Raw genomic sequence first — 20214 nt, 5'->3', positions numbered from 1 at the left:
TTCTTTACTTATCTTTACGATATTTATCTTCTTTTAATTTTTGATTTTCAGCCTGTAACTCTTCTAATTTTTGATCAGAATAAGCTAAAAATGTTTCGATTTTCTTAATCATATCATCCATATTATTTTGGCAATAACCCTGGAACAGGATAAATTTTTTCACCTTCCCTAGACAAATAATACTTTGCACGCGCATATTTTCTGACATAGTCATCATCTTTCAATTGCTTTGCAAAACTTTTTTCTTCTTTGGTACTTTTTTCCAACTCTTTATATTCTTTTTCTAATTTAACAATCTGCTTATGCTGATCTTGAAGACTAACATAACTTTTCACCAGATTATAAGTTGGCAAAATAAAGAGAAACATCATGACAATCAAAATCCAACCAATAAACCGATTCCGTTTTTGATTTTCTTTCTCTTCAAAACGTTTTTTTAGATTTTCACTATGAATGTATTGATTATTTAATTGAACAATACTAGGCTTCTTCATTACTTTCTATCCTTGTTTCTTTAATAATGTCATACATTTTTTCAGCATCTTCTTTTTTAGTACTATCTTTCATTTCTAAAACACGTACCGTTAACAATTTATTACCAAATCTTATTTCAATATGATCATTAATTTTTAAATCGGTTGAACTTTTTGCTAGGACACCATTAACCTTGATTCTTCCTTTATCTGCAACTTCTTTTGCAACAGGACGACGCTTGATGATGCGTGATACCTTTAAATATTTATCTAATCTCATAATTTACCTCACAGTCCATTTTATTCTATCACTTTTTTTGTTTAAATGGTAGATATGACCATAAATTCTGACTGAAGGCCCTTAGCTTGACACTAGACAAAATAAAGACAAGGAGCCCTAGGCCTATTGAAATAAAGATAGCTAAGAGACTATCTAAACGTTCTTTTTGTGGTAAGAAACCTTGGCTAATTCCCACAAAAACCATCATTAAGCTTAAAGCCAGAAAATATCTAATATTTTTTAAACTAGTCATTCTCACACCACTGACCTTGAGATATAAAAGGAAAATGATGAGGAGAGGGATAACACCTGACAATGATGAACCAATGATGCCAAAATAATAAGTTAAGATTGGCGTCAAAAACAGTTTCAGAATCAAACCACTCACAAGTATGATGAAAGATCTTTTTTGGTGATTTTCAATAAAGTGTTTTTGGTGGCAATACTGGATGAGACTAGCTAGTAAAATCATCAGCAAGTACACTTCCAAAGCTGCGCTGCCCTTCTTATCTTCAAATAAAACCATATTCATGGCCGGAAGAATTAGCATAAAACCAGCTGTTAAAGTCAAATTAAGATAAGTAATAAAATCAAAGAATGTTTGACTATCTTCTTCATAATTAGCTTCTTTTTGATGATAACTTTTTGACAATTTAGGTAAATGTGTAGTGAAAAAGGCAGTCGAGAAAATCAAACCAAATTGTAATAAAGGCTGGCCTCGGTCATAAATACCTTTAGTAATCTCAGCCTGAATTGATGTTATCCCACTGGATTGCAATGATTGTTTGACAAATAAGGCATCAATAAACTGAAAAAGTAAAAGGTAAATGGTGAAAAAGATAAAGACTGTTGAGGCCCAACCAATTTGTCTTAAGTTCTTAAAAGACGTTTTATGTTTCTTAAAGAGAAATAAAAGAGATGTCGGTGACTTCAAGACAAAGTAAGCTAAAATAGCTAGACTGGCTAATAAGTTTCCTGATGCTGCTACATTTGCTGTGAAATAAACATCCCAATCAAAGAGATAATAAGCCAGAGCAGCTAAAATAATGATAAAGACGCGAACACTCTGTTCTAGCACCTGACTAACTGCTGTTGGTATCATATCACCATGAGCTTGTGCTAACCCTCTATAAAAAGACATAAAAGGTATTGTTAATAAAACAAAAGCTGTCAAAATAATACTTGGAGCTAATTGGATACTACCAATTAATCTAGCTAATGACTGATTAGCTAGTAAGAGAATGCTAGCTAGGATAAAACTTGATAATATCTGAAATTTAAATAAAAGATATAAATCCGTTTTTTTACTTTTTTGATAAATACTAGCAATCACATTAGGAAAAGCCGTCAAACTTAAAGCACTAATAATAGCTAGGATAGGATAGACCTGTTGGTAAGCATAAAAGCCCCTATCACCAACAAGATTTTGATAGGGTACGCGGTAAATAGCTGCAAGAATTTTAGCTAAAAAACCACTAATGGTAATTGCTAAGCTTGATTTACTGGTCAGATTTTGACGCTTTTCGATGTTTAATTTCACTTAACATTTCTCCAAATAACATCATTTCTTCTAAAATGCTATAATCTTTTACATTTTTGACATTAAAAATTATATCAATTTTACCATTATTTTCACTGATTCTGGCTTTCAAACTTGTTTTTGAAAGAGCTTCAAAATAATCTTGAGTCATATAATATTTGAGTGATGCTTTTTCAAAACGAACTGTCACTTGATTATCTTTTCTTTCAACTAATTCGGCAAAAGCTTGATCCATAAAGGCTTTTAAGAGTCCAATTTCCAATAAATAGGCAACTTGATCTGGATATTCACCAAATCGGTCAATTAATTCTTCTTGTAATTCTGTATAATCTTGACGATTATCAATTTCTCGAATTCGTTTATAGATTTCAATTTTTTGACGTTCATCACTGAGGTAATCAAATGGTAAATAGGCATCAATTTGGAGATTAATCTCAGCATTGCCTTTTTTACGAACACTTGTTTTGCCCTGCCTACTTGCAATAGCGTCTTCTAACAGCTGTGAGTACATTTCAAACCCAACTGAATCAATGAAGCCGCTCTGCGAAGCACCTAAAATATTACCAGCTCCACGAATTGACAAGTCACGCATGGCAATTTTAAAGCCGGACCCCAATTCCGTAAAGCCTTTAATAGCCTCAAGTCGTTTCTCTGAAACTTCACTTAAAACTTTATCTGGACGATACATGAGGTAGGCGTAAGCAATGCGGTTGGAACGTCCGACACGACCACGTAATTGATATAGGGTGGAAAGACCCATATGATCAGCGTTTTCAACAAAGAGGGTATTAACATTGGAAATATCAACCCCTGTTTCAATGATAGTTGTCGCCACAAGGACATCGTAATCACCATTAATAAAGTCAATCAAAGTGTTTTCCAGTTGAATTTCACTCATTTGCCCATGGACAAAACCAACAGTTGCTTCCGGCACCAACTCTTGTAATTGTGCCACCTTCTTATCTATCGTCTCAACCTTATTGTATACATAGAAAACCTGACCTCCACGGTCCATTTCTCGGATAATGGCTTCGCGGACAATCCCAGGGTTGGTTTCCATCACATAAGTCTGGACAGGATAACGATTGGTTGGAGGCGTCTCAATAACTGACAAATCCCTAATACCAAGCATAGACATGTGTAAAGTTCTTGGTATAGGCGTTGCTGTTAAGGTTAAAACATCAACCTTAGTTTTTAACTCTTTTAATTTTTCTTTATGTTTAACCCCAAAACGTTGTTCTTCATCAATGACAATCAAGCCTAAATCAGAAAAGGTAACATCTTTTGACAAGAGACGATGTGTCCCGATAATAATATCCACGCTCCCTTTAGCTAATTTCTCTAAAGTTGCTGTTTGTTCTTTTTTACTTCTAAAACGACTAAGGACATCAACTTCAACAGGATAATTTTCAAATCTTTCTTTAAAATTTTCATAATGTTGTTGAGCAAGAACTGTAGTAGGTACTAAGATTGCTACTTGTTTATGGTCATTGACTGCTTTAAAGGCTGCTCGCATGGCAACCTCAGTTTTACCAAAGCCAACATCTCCAACAAGTAAGCGATCCATCGGATGACTACTTTCCATATCTGTCTTGATTTCTTTACTGGATCTAATTTGATCATCTGTCTCAACAAAAGCAAAATCATCTTCAAAGGATGCTTGTAACTGGTCATCTGGTGAGAATTGATAACCTTTTAACTGGCTACGCTCAGCATACAATTTTAATAAATCATCAGCAATGTCTTCAACTTGTTTAGTAACTTTTTGTTTGGTCTTTTGGAAACGACCATCATTAAGTTTATTAATTTTAGGTTCTTTACCATCAGCCGAAACATATTTTGATAAACTTTCAATTTGTTCGACTGGCAAAGAAATACGGTCTGAATTTTGATATTGGATAGTGACATAATCTCGATGGACACCATGAATTTCAATAGTTTCAATTCCTAAAAATTTACCAATCCCATGGACATTATGAACAACATAGTCGCCTTTTGCTAATTCATTATAATCTTTTAAACGTTCGGCATTACTAATATTTGATTTACGAACACGACGCTTAATCCGTTTATGATAAATTTCATGTTCTGTAATTAAAGCAATCTTTTCATCAGCAAAATAGAAACCACTTGAAATTTGACCAATAATTATTTGAACCTGCTTAGGTTCAATAGCATTAGTATCAACTAAAGGTAAAATAAAATCATAGCCTTCTAAATTTTTTAGTAATTTTTCATAAGCTTGTTGTGACTCTACTTGAACAAGTACAGTAGCCTGTGCTTTTTGATACCTTTTTATTTCATCAACCAAAAGTGGAAATTGATTGTAGAATTCTTGCATGGCATATTGTGTTAACTGATGTAATTTATCAAACTTAATATTGCCAAGACCCTTATGAAAGTTAGAAAAGAAGGTAGCAGGTTTGTAATTTCGAAAATCACGATAGTTATCCGCAAAATAATTTAAACTAGGAATTGCCTTCCCTTGCTGTAAATGATCAGTTAGTAAATTGGCCACTTCTAAATCAAATTTAGCATTTTTATCTAAAATCTTTTGAAAATCGTCGAAAAAGAGTGGTGTTCCTTTTGGCATGTAATCTAAGAGTGTCCATTCTTTTTCATAGAAAATTGATAAAAATTGACGTAAATCTTTATGCCTATAGCCATCTTTTGAGACAGAAATCACATCAGTTAAGTATGATTTTGTCTCTTCATTGACAAGTTTTATTGTAGCTTCTAATTTTTCAATACCACGCGCATAATCTTTTTCTTCAAGAATAGCATCGCTTGCTGGAATAACCGTGATCATATCTTTTTGAAGAATAGATTTTTGACTTTCACTATCAAATTGGCGGATGCCATCTACTTCATCACCAAAGAATTCAATACGATAAGGATTTTCTTCAGTTATTTCATAAATATCAAGAATATCTCCACGTCGACTGAATTCACCTGGATTTATAACTTGCGAAACTTTTTGATAACCAATATTAGTCAATTGTTTAACTAATTGATCTAAATGATAGTCCATACCAACTTCAAAAGTTAATTGACTGTTTTGATAGACCTTTGGATTTGGTAACAAAGTTCGTAGACCAATCACATTTGTCACTAAAATACCAGGTTGTTCTTGATTAACTAAAAAATTGATGGCTTCAATTCTAGAAATAGCTCTATCCAAAGAAGAAAAGATAAATTCAGCTGCCGCAGCGTCATCAGAAAAAAATTGAAAAACATTTTCTTCACCCAAAAGGGCTGATAAATCACTACTCAATTTATCACTGTCATTCTGACTCGCTGTAACAATAACAATCTTTTCTGGTTGATCAATAAAGTTGGCAGCAATAGCCAAAGCCTTACTAGAACCAGATAATCCCATTACTAATTGCCGTCCTAAAGTTCTTGTGCCAGCAATCCAAGATTGGATGGCTTTATTTTGACTGACTAATTCTAATATATTCATTCTTACCCATTATATTTCTGCATAGTTTTTTCAAAGTCTGTTTCTTTCAAATAGAAATCAACAGCATCAGTAACTTTATCTAGTGTTAAGTCGATAGTAATGGCATCATCTTTATCAAATTTTCCTAAGACATGATTAATCACTGTCATTCCATTTTGTGGACGACCAATTCCAACTTTAATCCGATCAAATTCCTGTGTTCCAATATGAGCAATAATTGATTTTATCCCATTATGACCACCGGCTGAGCCTTTTTGACGGAATCTTATTTTGCCGACTTCCATATCTAAGTCATCATAGATAACAATAAAATCTTCTACGGCAATATTATAATAAGTTAATAATGCTTTCACAGCAATTCCACTATTATTCATAAAGGTAGTTGGTTTGACCAAATAGACTTTTTCCTGATTAATAAAACTTGATCCAACTAAAGCTTTGAAATTTTTATCTTCAGAAAAATTAACATTCAAACCTTTAGCCAGACGGTCAATTGCCATAAAACCAACATTATGTTTTGTATTATCATATTTTGATCCAATATTACCCAGACCAACAATCATTTTTACCATTGTATACTCTTTCTATAAATAGCAAAAGGGCTGGAAATGATTTCCAACCTTCTGACTTATTTCTTTATCACTTATACATTGAAACGGAATTCCATAATATCGCCATCTTGAACAATATATTCTTTTCCTTCTTCACGAAGACGACCCGCTTCTTTAACAGCTTTCTCACTACCATAAGCAATTAAATCATCATAGCTCATGGTTACTGCACGAATAAATCCTCTCTCAAAGTCAGAGTGAATAATACCGGCAGCTTGAGGTGCTTTAATACCACGTTTAAAAGTCCATGCACGAACTTCTTTCTCACCAGCTGTGAAGTAAGTTCCTAAGCCTAATAAATGATAAGCTGCGCGTGTTAATTTATCCACACCCGATTCTGTAAGACCAATAGCTTCTAAAAATTCTGCCTTGTCCTCATCATCAAGTTCTGAAATTTCTTCCTCTGCGCGTGCGGAAATAACCACTACTTCTGCATTTTCAGTCTCAGCAAATTCACGAATTTGTTTAACGTAATCAATATTATCAGGTTCAGCAACACGGTCTTCATCCACATTAGCAACATAAAGAACTGGCTTTGTAGTTAATAAGAATAATCCTTTAACAACTTTTGCTTCTTCTTCAGTAAATTCAATTGTACGTGCTGGTTTACCATCTTCAAGAACTGGTTTAATTTTTTGTAAGACATTAAATTCAGCAAGAGATTCTTTATCTTTTTGTGTACGTGCCATTTTTTCAACACGCGCATATCGTTTATTGATAGATTCTAAGTCTGCTAAAATCAATTCTAAATTAATTGTATCAATATCAGCAATAGGATCCACAAAAGCATCATCACGACCTTGTTCACGCATGACATTTTCATCATCAAAGGCACGAACCACGTGAACAATAGCGTCTACTTCACGAATGTTAGCTAAGAATTTATTACCTAATCCTTCACCTTTTGAGGCACCTTTAACAATACCTGCGATATCTGTAAATTCAAAAGTTGTAGGTACTGTTTTTTTAGGTGTAATCAATTCTGTTAATTTATCTAAACGTTCATCAGGTACTTCAACCATTCCAACGTTAGGATCAATCGTTGCAAAAGGATAATTAGCAGCCTCTGCTCCTGCTTTTGTAATTGCATTAAATAAAGTTGATTTACCAACATTAGGTAAACCGACAATTCCAGCTGTTAAAGCCATAAATGAATAATCTCCGTTCAAAATTTCAATCAGTATTATTATAGCATACTATTTATCAAAAAAGCCTGTCAAATGACAGACTAAATAATGAATCACGAAAATAATTGCCTTAATATCTGAGGTGCTATTCCTAAAAAATCAAGAAAAAGAAAAATCGTATATAACATAAATAGGGCTATTAAAATATTTCCAAAAATTAACCAGAAATTCCTGATAACTAATTTGATATCAAGAGGTTCCTTCTCAACAATCCGTTCTACGATTAATCCTGGACTTTTCCCCAATATTAATTGATCTAAACTAACTTCAAAAATCGTAGCTAGTTTAATTAAATTCGTCATATCTGGACATGCTTCATTATTTTCCCATTTGGAAATAGCTTGCCTTGAAATAAAGAGTTGCTCTGCTAAGTAATCTTGTGAAAAATTTTTTTCAAGTCGTAACTGTTTTAACTGTTCTGAAAACTTATTCATAATAGATGTTCCTTTCTGTTGATAACTCTATAGTAATAAGTATTTTCTTAAAAATCTAGCACTTTTTCAAGCAACTATAAGTAGCAAATTATTTGTAAACAGTGATTTAAACACGCTTTTTAAGGTTGCAATACTTTTTTTAACTTTCTTTCAAAATCATAACGACTCATCATGACAATATGATTACAATTACAACACTGAATTTTTATATCAGCTCCAAGTCTGATAATTTTCCACTCATTAGCTTTTTTTCCTGTTGCTTTTATTGTACAAGCATGTGGTTTTTTCATCTCCACCAATGATCCTAACTGATACATGCTAACTCCTTTTTCATATCTTTTGTAATATCATACCAAAAAGAAGCTAGGACAAAGGTTCTCAGCTTCATTTTCTTGTAGACTGATGTATAAAATGACGCAGTGGTTGAGTAGGCTCTAATACGTTGAAAATCAACTTTTACAGCCCTACTAAACTTTGCGGCGGTGGGACGACAAAATCAAATTTCTAGGAAATGACTGATTTTTGTCCCACTCTCCCTTTAGTTTGTACGAACTGGTGTAATTAATTGGATAAAACCTTCTTGATCATCAGGAGTTAAGGTAAATGGTCTCACTGGTGAGATGAAACGAATTCTAACAGTCTCGCTCTTCAATGCTTTCAATGATTCAATTAGGTAAGTAGGGTTAAATGAAATAGTTAAATCATTACCTGATTTTTCAACAGTATCTAATTCTTCATTTACCTTACCAACTTCAGGGGAGTTAACATGAGCTGTTACATCATTAGCTGTAATTTCAAGCTTAACTGTACCATTTTGAGTTGCATTTGAAATTAAGTATGCACGTTCCATAGCATAACGAAGAGATTGTGTGTTGAAAACAACTTCAGTTTCAAATTGAGTCATCAATAAACGATCAGTGTCAGGATAATTTCCTTCTAACAATCTTGTATAGAAGGAAATGTGTTCACTTCTAAATAAAATTTGACTAGGTGAAAAAAAGATTTCCACAGACTCAATATCGTCACCAAAAACAGAAGAAAATTCTCTTAATGATTTACTTGGAATGACAACGTCAAAATTATTAGCAGATTTCTCAAGAGACAAGAGACGTTGACTCATACGATGGGAATCAGTAGCTACTGCTTTGAAATCTTTGTTATTACTTAACGTAATGTGCACACCTGTCAGAATTGGGCGGCTTTCTTGTAAGCTTGCAGCAAATGCTGTTTCTGAAATAATTGATTTTAATAATTTAGTCTCTAACACCAGTGGATTATCTGTCGAAACTTCTTGTAAACGAGGATATTGTTCCACATCTTTACCTTTGAGGGTAATTTCTGATTTTCCTGAAGTTAAAACAACTTGGTGTTGTTCAATTTCTTTAAAATCTAATGAAACATCTGGAAGACTTGAAATGATATTAATAAAGAAGTTTGCTTCTAATAGAATAGATCCTGTAGAAGAAATTAATAAACCTGCATTTTCATTACTTACAGGAATAGTATTTTCAATTGAGATTTGTCCATTTGATCCTGTTAATGTAATATCTGATTGGTTAACTTCAATTTTAATTGTTGAAAGAATTGGGATAGCATTTTTACTGCTTATTGCTCTTTTAGTAGCATTTAATGCTTGGATAAAAAGGGAACGATTTATAGAAAATTGAATCATGGGAACTCCTTTAGTTTATAAGTATAATAGTTAGTAGTAATAGTAGGTCTTGTGTATAAGGTGGAAAAGTTAGCTCAATAGGCAACCTATAAAGTTTATAGGTTGTTTATAACTTGTTAATAAGTTAGTATCATTTTTATAACTTATCCACATGTTTATTTGATTTTATTTTTGATAGTTTCTACTTCAATCCGGAGGCTCTCATCGTCAACAATCATATTCTTTATTTTATTATAAGCATGAAGGACTGTTGAGTGATCTCTACCTCCAAATTCTTTTCCAATCTTAGGTAAAGAATTATCAGTCATTTCACGGGCAAGATACATCGCTACTTGTCTAGCTAATACAATATCTTGAGTACGTTTAGTCGCTTTAATTTCTTTTACAGTAACATCATAGAATTTACCAACTTGTTCTTGAATAGTTTCAATTGGAATAACTGTAATTTTATTTGGACTATCTTGTTTCCTTGCTCTAATAGCTTCTGCGGCAAGCTCAACTGAAATAACATCAATTTGTTTAAAATTGGCAACTAAACTAATATCTTTGAGTGCCCCTTCAAGGTCACGTACATTAGAATCAAATTGACCGGCCAAATATTCAATAGTTGATTGAGGAAAAGTAAAACTATAATCTTGAATTTTATTTGTTAGAATAGCAACTCGTGTTTCAAAATCAGGAGGAGTAATATTAACAGTTAATCCCCATTTAAAGCGGGTTACCAATCGTTCTTCTAAGTCATTTAAATGATCGGGAGTACGGTCACTAGTCAAAACAATCTGCTTATTGTTATCATGTAACGCATTAAACGTATTAAAAAATTCTTCTTGTGTTACAGCTAAGGTTTTTTTAGCAAGAGATTGAATATCATCAATAAGAAGTAAGTCTAAGTTTCTAAATACTTCTTTTAATTCATCCATCTTATCTAGTCTAATGTGTGTGACAAATTCATTAATAAAATTTTCGGCAGAGATATATTTGACTCTTGCATGTGGATTATCCTGTAAAACGGAATTACCAATTGCATTTAATAAATGGGTTTTTCCTAAACCAGGACCGCCCCAAATAAATAGTGGATTATATGTAGAACCTGGTGTATTTGCAACAGCGATCGAGGCTGCAACTGCCCAACGATTTTCGTCCCCTTGGATAAAATTATCAAAACCATATTTAGGATTTAAGTCTGAATTAATGACTGGTAATCTGGATATAGTTTGACTACTAGCAGTCATTCGTCCTGGTAACTCAGCAACAACTTCATTAGTTAAGCTTTCTTCAAAGACATATTTCACAGTGATTTGTTCATTATAAACTTCAAAACCAGCTGTTAGAATAACATCCTTAAGATTTTTTTCCCAGAATAATTCTTTCATATGTTCTAAATAAATCGTAGCAATATGATTATCAACGCTAATAAGTCGTGCATCTAGTACAAAAAACTCATATGTCGCTTGTTTTAGTTGGCTTTGAGCTAATTCCAATATTCGGTTCCAAAAAATTTGTTCATTTTCTGTCATGGTAGCTTCCTTCTAGTGATAAATACTAGGACTATTCTAACACAAAATATTAAAGTTTTCCACAGTCTTATAACCTAATTTAATAGTTACCCACAACTTGTGGATCTTTTTATTAACAATGTGATTAACACTTTTCCACAAGTTGTGGATATTTTTATAAATCCAGTAAATTACTGAGGTTAAGCTCTATTTTAGTTGTGGAAAATAATGATATAAAAAAACAGACTATCAACAAGCTATTGTAACTTGTTGATAATTCTGTTTAATTCTTCTGTATTTGAAAAAACTAATTTTACTTGTCCACTACCATTTTTATTTTGATGGAGTTCAATTGGCAAACCAAGACTTTTAGCTAACTCTTTTTCAATGGCTTGAGAAAAAATATTTTGTTTATTTTTTATTATTTTTTTCTGATCTTTATCTTTTACTAACTTTTCTGTTTGACGAACACTTAAGTTTTGAGAAATAATTTGCTTAAAATAATTTTCTTGCTCTTTTTTATCTGAAATTGTTAATAGGGCACGCGCATGTCCAGATGAAATATGATGAGATTCTATTGCTTGTTGTATTGATAGAGGTAACTGTAGTAGTCTGAGACTATTTGTAATATATGGACGTGATTTTCCCATGTAAAGTGCTAGCTGTTCATGAGTCATCTCTTCTTTATTAAGTATATTTTGAAAAGCCTTCGCTTCTTCAATTGGATTTAAATTTGAACGTTGTAAATTTTCGATGATAGCTTGATGCATACTATCCTTATTAGACACATCTTTGATGACGGCAGGAATTGTTGTTAGACCTGCTAATTGAGACGCTCTGAGTCTTCTTTCTCCTGCGATTAATTCATAGCCAAAGATATCTGACTTTCTGACTATTATTGGTTGAATTAAGCCATTCATTTTAATAGAATGCGACAACTCCATTAATTCTTTTGTGTCAAAATTTAATCTAGGTTGATAGGGATTTGCAACAATATCAGAAATGGGTAGTTTTTTTAAATGTTCTATCATAATTACCTTTCAAAAGAAAAATACCTTTACAATATTGTAAAGGTATTTGACGTTACTTGTCAATAAGTTACATACTTATTTTTCTAAATCTTTAGTTGTTTTGGTTAATTTAATAGTAGCAGTCATCTTGTCATTACCTCTATAGAAAGTAAGTTTTATATTATCATTGATATTATGACCGTAAAGTTCACTTTGTAAATCACTAGTTGTTTTAACTGCTTTATTGTCAACTTCAGTAATGATATCATATTGTTTTAGTTTTTCAGAAGCAGGCATATTTTCATTGACAGAAGCTACAACAATACCACTTGTCATATCTTTAGGAATCTTTAATTGAGATAAGGCATCCGTAGATAAGTCACCAAGATTAACCATTGAAATTCCAAGTGCTGGTCTAATTACTTCACCTTTTTCTTCTAATTTATTAATAATTTTAATAACATCATTTGAAGGAATCGCAAATCCTATTCCTTCTACTGTACCACCTGAACCAGGAGATCTTGTAGAAATTTTACTTGAATTAATTCCAATAACTTGTCCTTCAATATTGATTAAAGCACCTCCAGAATTACCTGGATTAATAGCTGCATCTGTTTGAATGGCATTCATTGAAATAGTTTTTCCTTCTTCATTTTTAAGAGTAACTGTGCGACTGAGACTAGAAACAATCCCCTCTGTAACAGAATTGGCATATTTAGTTCCAAGTGGACTACCGATTGCTATTGCAATTTCCCCAATATTAACTTTTGTAGAATCAGCGAAGTTTGCAACAGATTTAATTTTATCAGACGAAACTTTTACAACTGCTAAATCAGAATAAGTATCAGAACCAACTAATTTTCCTACAGTTTTGGAACCATCAGCTAAAAGAATTTCAATTCTTTTAGCTCCCTTGATAACGTGATTATTTGTAACAATATAAGCATCTTTGCCATCTTTTTTATAGATAACTCCAGATCCTTCACTAAAAATTGATAAACCATCATCGGTTTGCTTAGTTTCACTACTGTCTCCAAATAAATTATTATAGTTATCAGATGAGAGGGGATTTAATTTTTGGTAATTAATGACAGAAACAACGGCATTTTGAACTTTTTTAACGGCTTTTGTAGTACTTGTTGTATTATTATAGGTAACTTTACTTGTACTGGTTACATTAGATGAATTATTTTCATTAGACTGTTGTGTTAGTCCAATTGAATTCAGTATAAAGAAGGCAACTAATCCCCCAATAAAACCAGCTATTACATAAAGAAGTACTTTTGAGAAATGTTTTAATTTTGACACAGATTTACCTCCAACTTTTTTATCATCTTATAAAATACTGCTTAATTATACCTTAAATAAAAGAAAAAGAAAAGAAATCCACAACCTGTGGAAAACTTTACTAACCTATGGATAAATTAATTATATTAAATTTTTTTAAAGAATAATAGAACCTAATTCAGTTAATAGATATAAATCGTGTTACAATAGGTATATGAAAGTAAAAATAATAGCAATTGGAAAGCTTAAAGAAAACTATCTAAAAGAAGGTATAGCGGAATATAAAAAACGCTTAGGTCGTTTTTGTCAGTTTGAAATGATAGAATTATCAGACGAAAAAACGCCAGATAAAGCTAGCTATGCAGAAAATATAAAAATTATGCAAAAAGAAGCTAATCGAATATCGAAAAAAATTGGGCAAAGAGATTTTGTGATTGCATTAGCAATTGAAGGAAAACAATTACCATCAGAAAAATTCAGTCAAGTCCTAGCTCAGACTACCTTAAATGGTTACTCAGATATTACGTTTATCATTGGTGGGAGTCTAGGTTTATCTGATGAAATTAAGAAACGAGCAAATTTACTAATGAGTTTTGGATTGCTGACATTACCACATCAATTAATGCGCCTTGTATTAATTGAACAAGTCTATAGAGCTTTTATGATTCAAGAAGGAAGTCCATACCATAAGTAAGAGGTTTCACGTGAAACAAAAAACCAAAGATGACTATCTTTGGTTTTTATTTGATCCCAGCAGGATTCGAACCTGCGACCGTTCGCTTAGAAGGCGAATGCTCTATCCAGCTGAGCTATGAGACCTCAACTACACTAGTTTAACAAAAATAAAGGGATTTTGTCAATATATTTTTGCTAAACAAGGCTGAGTTGTCAATCGAAAGTAATAATGAAAGTTCTAAAATGAAGTTAGCTATTCAAGGGTATCAAAAAACATCTCAGAGAGATATAATTGTAATCTACCACAACAACAATTGGAAGGTCTCTGAGATGCAAAACTATTATACACCAAAAGGTAAACAGTTAACACTAACTGATCGTAGAAATATACAACGATGGGTAATTGATGAGGGAAAATCACATCGTGAAGTAGCACGCTTGCTTGGCAAAGTCCACCAAACCATTAACAATGAAGTCAAGCATGGGCAAGTTAGGCAACTAATCCGTAAGGGAAAGTATGAGCTGGTTTACTCAGCTAACTTTGCACAAAACATCTATGACAATAACCGTAAACGCTCTTTTAAGAAAGTTTCTCTCACCAAGGAACTTAAAGAAAAGATTTTGCATTATATGAACCAGAAGCTTTCGCCTGAAATGATGGTGAGAACCAAAGGTGTGGATGCCCCCATCTCGACAATTTACTACTGGATCCATCACGGACATCTTGGCATTACTGAAGAAGCACTGCTTTATCCTAGACGAAAAAGGACTAAAAAGAAAGAAGCTAGCCCTAACTTTAAGCCTGTCGGCAAGTCAATTGATGAGCGCCCTGAGGACATCAATAATCGTGAGAATATTGGTGATTTTGAGATTGATACCGTTATTCAGACGAGAGCTAAAAATGAGTGCTTATTGACCCTGACAGACCGAAAGAGTCGCTATCAGATTATCCGTATCATTCCTGATAAGTCTACCACTTCAGTTAATCAAGCCTTGTTGGCTATTTTGAAGGACTATCAAATCAACTCCATTACAGCGGATAATGGGACAGAGTTTAGTCGCTTATCTGAGGTTTTTGACCCTGAACACATCTATTATGCACATCCTTATGCCTCATGGGAGCGAGGAACAAATGAAAATCATAATAGACTCATTCGCCGGTGGTTACCTAAGGGAAGTAAGAATGCAACCCTAAAACAGGTCGCATTCATTGAAAATTGGATAAATAACTATCCTAAAAAAATACTAGGTTACAAATCTCCGAAAGAGTTTTTCTTGGCTGGCTAACTTGCACTTGACTTGACAATTGGGGCAAAATAAAAAAATTTATATTTTTTCAAAAAAGTGTAGACAAACTCAGATCTTTTGATATAATAATAAGAGTGTTATGGGGAAATAACTCCCACACAACTTCTGGTCCGTTGGTCAAGGGGTTAAGACACCGCCTTTTCACGGCGGTAACACGGGTTCGAATCCCGTACGGACTATAATTAAATTGTCAATTAATGACAATTTTTTTTATCCGGCATAGCTCAGTTGGTAGTAGCGCATGACTGTTAATCATGATGTCGTAGGTTCGAGTCCTACTGCCGGAGTACAAATAAAGCCTTGTCTAGTTATTTAGACAAGGCTTTTCTGATGCAAATTGTGTGAAAAAATGAATATAACATAAATAGAATGATACCAAGTAGGGACATTATAATTCCTATCTTAAATCCATTTGGAATAAAAGTAAGTTTGACTTTTCCCTTTCCTTTTTTGATATCTAGAACCATAAATCCATTTTGAGCCTTTCTGAGATTAGCTTTTTTTCCATTAATTTCAGCAGACCACCCTCTATCATAGGGAATAGTATAAAAAATTGAGCCATTAGTTTTTGAAGAATAATAACTATAAACCTTATTTTTCTTTGTAGTTGTATAAATATCTCTATCTTTAAGTGTTTTAATAGCTGCGTGATAAGCAGTTGTGTCTAAGTGATAAAAATGAGGTGAATCATAGGATATCGTTTTATTTTTGGGAAAGATGAGATCAATTGTAATAGTTTTATTTTTTTGATAATTGCCTAAATCAAAAAAAGTAAAGCTATTATCGGTTGAAAATTCTTGGCTATGATTATTAGCTTTAATAACAACTCGTTTTGAATTATCATTTGAAAAATTAATATTTGGAACACTTAAATAGAGTTGAGAATGACTTGGAACAGTAAGTTGATAAGAAACAATAGTATCTAGTGAACTATTATCTGCTTTTGCAGTAATTCGTTTGTCTAAATGAGTTTCAAAATTTGTAGTTTGGTATGGAATTTCCTTAAAGTAATTTAATTGTAATCCACTTAGTTGATTTAACAAAAATTTTTGATTGTCAAGTGTATTCACTGTAAAGGAATGTGTTTTAAAAGGTGTATCAGTCAAAATTCCAAGTCCTAAGGCTAAATCATTTTGATATAGGCTAGTATGTCCATTTTCCTTGATTTTATGAAAACCATTCTTGTCAATTGGAGCTGGAGATAAATTATATTTGACCCCCATTAGACTGTCCATAATAATTGTATTATTTTGATAACGTAAATTAAGATTTGTTCCTGTTGATTTATAACCTAGTCGATCAAGTACTTTACTCGAAGCAGTATTTCGTATAGATGAAAATTGTGAGATACCGTTGTAATTGAATTTCATACTATCATTTCCGGTTTGTGGAAGCATTCTTTCTGTTCTAAAAAACTCATCAGATTTAGTTTGTGTTTCCTTTACGAGGCTATCAATCTCTTTTAAATTTTTCTGATACCCGTCTCTTAGTGGGAAACCCCATTCTTTTTCTAAACCAGAAACAATGTAATAACTATTGACAGATATTTCCATGACTGTAAAGAATAGTGTAAAGATTGTCAAATACAAAATTGGTAATTTAGTTTCCTTATGACTAACAAGTAGTAAGGTATAGGCAGTTAAAAAGGCAAGTGTCAAAAGTAATAAAGGAAGTGTTAGAAATTCAAATTTGCTTGTGAGAAAATACGGAAGACAAAGTAAAACACTGAGTATTGTAAACATGCTGCCAATAGTTATCGGTTTTATGTTGTTATAATTAGTCAACGTTTTCCCAGAAATCAAGACTAGTATTAAGGAAAAAGTCCATGAATAACGATGTAAAAACATGTTGGGAGCATGCATTCCTTGCCAAAATAAATCTAAAGGTTGAATATAATAACTAATGAGGATAATTAATAGTAAAGTTGCATGTGCTATTTTACTTTGCCACTTTACATTGGAAAGTGTGAAGTAAAGAATTGTTAATAATAAAGGAAATAAACTACTGTAAAGCATTGGGATAGAATTAAACTTGGTTGTATCATATGTTCCAATGATGTTCTTAGCAAGTAAATCCCAAAAACTAGTGTTTTCTGTAAAGATTTTAAGAACAGGTGTCAATTTTTCACCATGACTTGACAAGTCCTTTACAGCAGGTAATATCATGATAGCACTTGTTAAGGCTGCAAAAATAGAGAGATTTATAAAATTAAATGCACTATGTAAACGACTTTTCCAACTATCAATTTCTATTAATAAAACAATCGTGTAAAGTAAAAGAAATAGTGACAACATATAACCAAAATAATAATTTTGGAAAAATAAGGTTGCTAAGCAAGCATAGTAAAGGAAGAATTTACTTTCCTTAATTAATTGATTTAATCCTAATAATACTAAAGGAACCAAAATAAAGACATCTAACCAAGTATTAATTTCAAATTGGCTTGTCAAAAAACTCATTAGTGAGAATGAAATTGATAAGGATAGTATAAAGAATTCATGAACTTTTGGATATATTCTATGAAAAGCATAATAAGAGGACAAACCGATCAAACCAAATTTTAGCAGTGTAAATAAATAGACAGCATCTGGCATAGTTGTCAATGTAAAGAAGTAATAGAATGGAGAGAGAAAACTTCCTAAATAATAGCTCATTAAAGCATAAAAATTCAATCCTAACCCACTAGTAAAAGTGTAAAATATACTATCTTTTCCATGGAGAATATTTCTCAAATTTTGAGCAAAAATAACATATTGATGAAAACCATCACTTGCTAAAATAGTTTTTGGGCCACTATAATAAATGTCTTTTGAATAGAGGACAAAAAACATAATGATTAGTGGAATGAGAAAACTGATACTATGATAAATGATAGATTGGCATATTTTTTTTGCGGTCATATCTTATTCTTTCTAATTTTAAAAAAAGAATAAGGCGTTTCCGCCTTATCTTTTTATTTCCAAAGTTGTTCCACTTTTGCTTGAACTTCTGAATTTTCAAGGAATTCATCGTAGGTCTCATCAATACGGTCAATGACCCCATTTTTTGAAATAACAACAATATGATTAGCAATAGTTTGAATAAATTCATGGTCATGACTGGCAAATATAACAGATTCTTTGAAATCTTTAATACCATCATTCAAACTTGATATTGATTCTAGGTCCAAGTGATTTGTTGGATCATCAAGTATTAATACATTTGATTTTAAAAGCATTAATTTTGATAACATAACACGAACTTTTTCACCACCAGATAAGACATTGACAGATTTTTTCACTTCATCACCAGAGAATAGCATACGTCCTAAGAAACCTCTTAAGAAAGTATCATCATCTTCGCCTTTTTCGGCGAATTGGCGAAGCCATTCTAAGATAGATTCATCTGTATCAAAATCTTTACTATTATCTTTAGGAAGATATGAGCGACTAGTTGTCACACCCCATTTGATTGTACCTTCATAAGGAATATCATTTGCTAAAGCACGCATTAGTGCAGTTGTTTGAATATCATTTTGACCAATTATTGCTGTCTTATCTCCTGGACGAAGAATAAAACTAATATTATCAATGATTTTTTCACCATCAACAGTAACAGAAAGATTTTCAACTGTCAAAAAGTCATTTCCCATTTCACGCTCCGATTTAAAGTTAATGAATGGGTATTTACGACTTGATGGGATAATATCTTCTAACTCAATTTTATCAAGCATTTTCTTACGAGATGTCGCTTGTTTAGATTTAGAAGCATTTGCTGAGAAACGTGCAACGAACTCTTGTAGTTCTTTGATTTTCTCTTCAGCCTTAGCATTTCGATCTGATTGGAGACGTGCAGCTAATTCGGAAGATTGTTTCCAAAAATCATAGTTACCAACATAAAGTTTGATTTTTCCAAAATCTAAGTCAGCCATGTGTGTACATACTTTATTTAAAAAGTGACGGTCATGGGATACAACAATAACGGTATTTTCAAAATCAATTAAGAAATCTTCCAACCAAGCAATAGATTGAATGTCAAGACCATTGGTCGGTTCATCAAGTAAAAGAACATCAGGTTTACCAAATAAGGCTTTAGCTAAAAGAACTTTAACTTTATCACCATTAGCTAATTCACTCATAGATTGGAAATGAAGACTTTCAGGGATATTTAGATTTTGAAGTAATTGAGAAGCTTCACTCTCTGCTTCCCATCCACCTAATTCAGCAAATGTTCCTTCAAGTTCAGCAGCTCGAACACCATCTTCTTCTGAAAAATCTTCTTTCATATATATAGCATCTTTTTCTTTCATGATGCTATATAATTGCTCATTCCCCATGATAACAACGTCAATGGCGCGTTCTTCTTCGTAGTCAAAATGATTTTGACGTAACACTGATAAACGTTCGTCAGTACCTAAAGTAATATGTCCTGTAGAAGGCTCAATATCTCCTGAGAGAATTTTCAGAAAGGTTGATTTTCCGGCACCATTTGCACCAATTAATCCATAGGTATTACCGGCTGTAAATTTAATATTAACTTCATCGAAAAGTTTTCGATCGCTAAAACGTAACGATACATCAGAAACTGTAAGCAATTTTTCACCTCATATTATTTATCTATTGTTCATTGTACATGAAAAAGCCCCTTTTTTCAATTAGAAAAGGGGTGATAACCACGCCTTTCGCATGAAAACTTTCTCCTCACCTTTTTGTGCCCTCACATCTTTTTTGAAAAGATAGCTTTTTAAATGGGTCATTTTCTTACCCTCTGTTTCCAAATAATTGTTCCAAGTAATCTTC

Annotated in this window: 17 protein-coding genes and 3 tRNA genes; 4 read left to right on the top strand and 16 right to left on the bottom strand. The window is 32.5% G+C overall.

All coding sequences use genetic code 11. From position 1 onward, the window contains the following. Nucleotides 1-4: 4 nt before the first annotated feature. The 13 genes from ACVRZD_RS09970 to ACVRZD_RS09910 all read right to left on the bottom strand — a co-directional run bounded on the left by ACVRZD_RS09970 (nt 5) and on the right by ACVRZD_RS09910 (nt 13474). Nucleotides 5-121 carry an SP_0009 family protein gene (locus ACVRZD_RS09970; RefSeq protein ID WP_268987902.1) on the bottom strand — a complete coding sequence of 39 codons (117 nt, stop codon included), beginning with the start codon at nt 119-121 and terminating at the stop codon, nt 5-7. A 1-nt stretch (nt 122) separates the two neighbouring features. Beyond that, the gene (locus ACVRZD_RS09965; RefSeq protein ID WP_037627373.1) at nt 123-494 is read right to left on the bottom strand and encodes an FtsB family cell division protein; all 372 of its coding nucleotides are present in this window, start codon (nt 492-494) and stop codon (nt 123-125) included. Further along, on the bottom strand, nt 481-753 hold the full coding sequence (locus tag ACVRZD_RS09960; RefSeq protein ID WP_037627375.1) for an RNA-binding S4 domain-containing protein: 273 nt from the start codon (nt 751-753) through the stop codon (nt 481-483). The genes ACVRZD_RS09965 and ACVRZD_RS09960 overlap by 14 nt, the downstream gene beginning before the upstream one ends. Nucleotides 754-781: 28 nt before the next feature. Continuing rightward, nucleotides 782-2293 (bottom strand): oligosaccharide flippase family protein, encoded by a 1512-nt coding sequence (locus ACVRZD_RS09955; RefSeq protein ID WP_037627377.1) that lies wholly within the window; start codon nt 2291-2293, stop codon nt 782-784. Then, nucleotides 2253-5756, bottom strand: coding sequence for a transcription-repair coupling factor (mfd, locus tag ACVRZD_RS09950; protein WP_447450468.1), 3504 nt, complete (start codon nt 5754-5756; stop codon nt 2253-2255). Before mfd ends, ACVRZD_RS09955 begins: the two co-directional genes overlap by 41 nt. Nucleotides 5757-5758: 2 nt before the next feature. Further along, on the bottom strand, nt 5759-6328 hold the full coding sequence (gene pth, locus ACVRZD_RS09945; protein ID WP_037627379.1) for an aminoacyl-tRNA hydrolase: 570 nt from the start codon (nt 6326-6328) through the stop codon (nt 5759-5761). A 71-nt stretch (nt 6329-6399) separates the two neighbouring features. Continuing rightward, complete coding sequence (gene ychF, locus ACVRZD_RS09940) at nt 6400-7515, bottom strand: redox-regulated ATPase YchF (RefSeq protein WP_037627381.1); 1116 nt, start codon at nt 7513-7515, stop codon at nt 6400-6402. 92 nt (nt 7516-7607) lie between these two features. Then, nucleotides 7608-7988 carry a helix-turn-helix domain-containing protein gene (locus ACVRZD_RS09935; RefSeq protein WP_080730877.1) on the bottom strand — a complete coding sequence of 127 codons (381 nt, stop codon included), beginning with the start codon at nt 7986-7988 and terminating at the stop codon, nt 7608-7610. A 119-nt stretch (nt 7989-8107) separates the two neighbouring features. After that, a complete protein-coding gene (locus ACVRZD_RS09930; protein WP_037627382.1) occupies nt 8108-8305 on the bottom strand; it encodes a DUF951 domain-containing protein in 198 nt (65 codons plus the stop codon). 221 nt (nt 8306-8526) lie between these two features. Beyond that, complete coding sequence (dnaN, locus tag ACVRZD_RS09925) at nt 8527-9660, bottom strand: DNA polymerase III subunit beta (RefSeq protein ID WP_037627391.1); 1134 nt, start codon at nt 9658-9660, stop codon at nt 8527-8529. A gap of 155 nt (nt 9661-9815) precedes the next feature. Continuing rightward, nucleotides 9816-11177, bottom strand: coding sequence for a chromosomal replication initiator protein DnaA (gene dnaA / locus ACVRZD_RS09920; protein WP_037627394.1), 1362 nt, complete (start codon nt 11175-11177; stop codon nt 9816-9818). A 236-nt stretch (nt 11178-11413) separates the two neighbouring features. Beyond that, on the bottom strand, nt 11414-12187 hold the full coding sequence (locus ACVRZD_RS09915) for a ParB/RepB/Spo0J family partition protein (protein WP_037627395.1): 774 nt from the start codon (nt 12185-12187) through the stop codon (nt 11414-11416). Nucleotides 12188-12262: 75 nt separating this feature from the next. Continuing rightward, nucleotides 12263-13474, bottom strand: a complete 1212-nt coding sequence (locus tag ACVRZD_RS09910) for a S1C family serine protease (protein ID WP_037627397.1) — start codon at nt 13472-13474, stop codon at nt 12263-12265. A 193-nt stretch (nt 13475-13667) separates the two neighbouring features. On the opposite strand from ACVRZD_RS09910, the gene rlmH reads away from it, so the two are divergent. Then, nucleotides 13668-14147, top strand: coding sequence for a 23S rRNA (pseudouridine(1915)-N(3))-methyltransferase RlmH (gene rlmH / locus ACVRZD_RS09905; protein WP_037627399.1), 480 nt, complete (start codon nt 13668-13670; stop codon nt 14145-14147). Between the two features lie 51 nt (nt 14148-14198). Here rlmH and ACVRZD_RS09900 read toward each other — a convergent pair. Beyond that, a tRNA-Arg gene (locus ACVRZD_RS09900) sits at nt 14199-14272 on the bottom strand. Nucleotides 14273-14458: 186 nt separating this feature from the next. Here ACVRZD_RS09900 and ACVRZD_RS09895 point away from each other — a divergent pair. From ACVRZD_RS09895 to ACVRZD_RS09885, 3 genes are all read left to right on the top strand, one after another. Continuing rightward, a complete protein-coding gene (locus ACVRZD_RS09895; protein ID WP_447450467.1) occupies nt 14459-15415 on the top strand; it encodes an IS30 family transposase in 957 nt (318 codons plus the stop codon). A 128-nt stretch (nt 15416-15543) separates the two neighbouring features. After that, nucleotides 15544-15615: transfer RNA gene (locus ACVRZD_RS09890), tRNA-Glu, on the top strand. Nucleotides 15616-15649: 34 nt separating this feature from the next. After that, nucleotides 15650-15723 (top strand) — tRNA-Asn (locus ACVRZD_RS09885). Between the two features lie 21 nt (nt 15724-15744). Here the strand turns inward: ACVRZD_RS09885 and ACVRZD_RS09880 are convergent. Then, nucleotides 15745-18336: a YfhO family protein gene (locus ACVRZD_RS09880; protein WP_037627670.1), complete on the bottom strand. Its 2592-nt coding sequence runs from the start codon at nt 18334-18336 to the stop codon at nt 15745-15747. Between the two features lie 53 nt (nt 18337-18389). Further along, complete coding sequence (locus ACVRZD_RS09875; RefSeq protein WP_447450466.1) at nt 18390-20009, bottom strand: ATP-binding cassette domain-containing protein; 1620 nt, start codon at nt 20007-20009, stop codon at nt 18390-18392. Between the last annotated feature and the right edge of the window lie 205 nt (nt 20010-20214).

This window comes from Streptococcus hongkongensis, assembly GCF_053206145.1.
Note: the sequence above shows the minus strand (reverse complement) of the source record. Positions and strands in the feature narration are given on the sequence as shown.

Coding starts and splice junctions, on each gene's coding strand:
- mfd (WP_447450468.1), bottom strand. CDS start 5,756: ATGAATATATTAGAATTAGTCAGTCAAAATAAAGCCATCCAATCTTGG.
- rlmH (WP_037627399.1), top strand. CDS start 13,668: ATGAAAGTAAAAATAATAGCAATTGGAAAGCTTAAAGAAAACTATCTA.
- ACVRZD_RS09915 (WP_037627395.1), bottom strand. CDS start 12,187: ATGATAGAACATTTAAAAAAACTACCCATTTCTGATATTGTTGCAAAT.
- ACVRZD_RS09965 (WP_037627373.1), bottom strand. CDS start 494: ATGAAGAAGCCTAGTATTGTTCAATTAAATAATCAATACATTCATAGT.
- pth (WP_037627379.1), bottom strand. CDS start 6,328: ATGGTAAAAATGATTGTTGGTCTGGGTAATATTGGATCAAAATATGAT.
- ychF (WP_037627381.1), bottom strand. CDS start 7,515: ATGGCTTTAACAGCTGGAATTGTCGGTTTACCTAATGTTGGTAAATCA.
- dnaA (WP_037627394.1), bottom strand. CDS start 11,177: ATGACAGAAAATGAACAAATTTTTTGGAACCGAATATTGGAATTAGCT.
- ACVRZD_RS09935 (WP_080730877.1), bottom strand. CDS start 7,988: ATGAATAAGTTTTCAGAACAGTTAAAACAGTTACGACTTGAAAAAAAT.
- ACVRZD_RS09880 (WP_037627670.1), bottom strand. CDS start 18,336: ATGACCGCAAAAAAAATATGCCAATCTATCATTTATCATAGTATCAGT.
- ACVRZD_RS09970 (WP_268987902.1), bottom strand. CDS start 121: ATGGATGATATGATTAAGAAAATCGAAACATTTTTAGCTTATTCTGAT.
- ACVRZD_RS09960 (WP_037627375.1), bottom strand. CDS start 753: ATGAGATTAGATAAATATTTAAAGGTATCACGCATCATCAAGCGTCGT.
- ACVRZD_RS09895 (WP_447450467.1), top strand. CDS start 14,459: ATGCAAAACTATTATACACCAAAAGGTAAACAGTTAACACTAACTGAT.
- dnaN (WP_037627391.1), bottom strand. CDS start 9,660: ATGATTCAATTTTCTATAAATCGTTCCCTTTTTATCCAAGCATTAAAT.
- ACVRZD_RS09930 (WP_037627382.1), bottom strand. CDS start 8,305: ATGTATCAGTTAGGATCATTGGTGGAGATGAAAAAACCACATGCTTGT.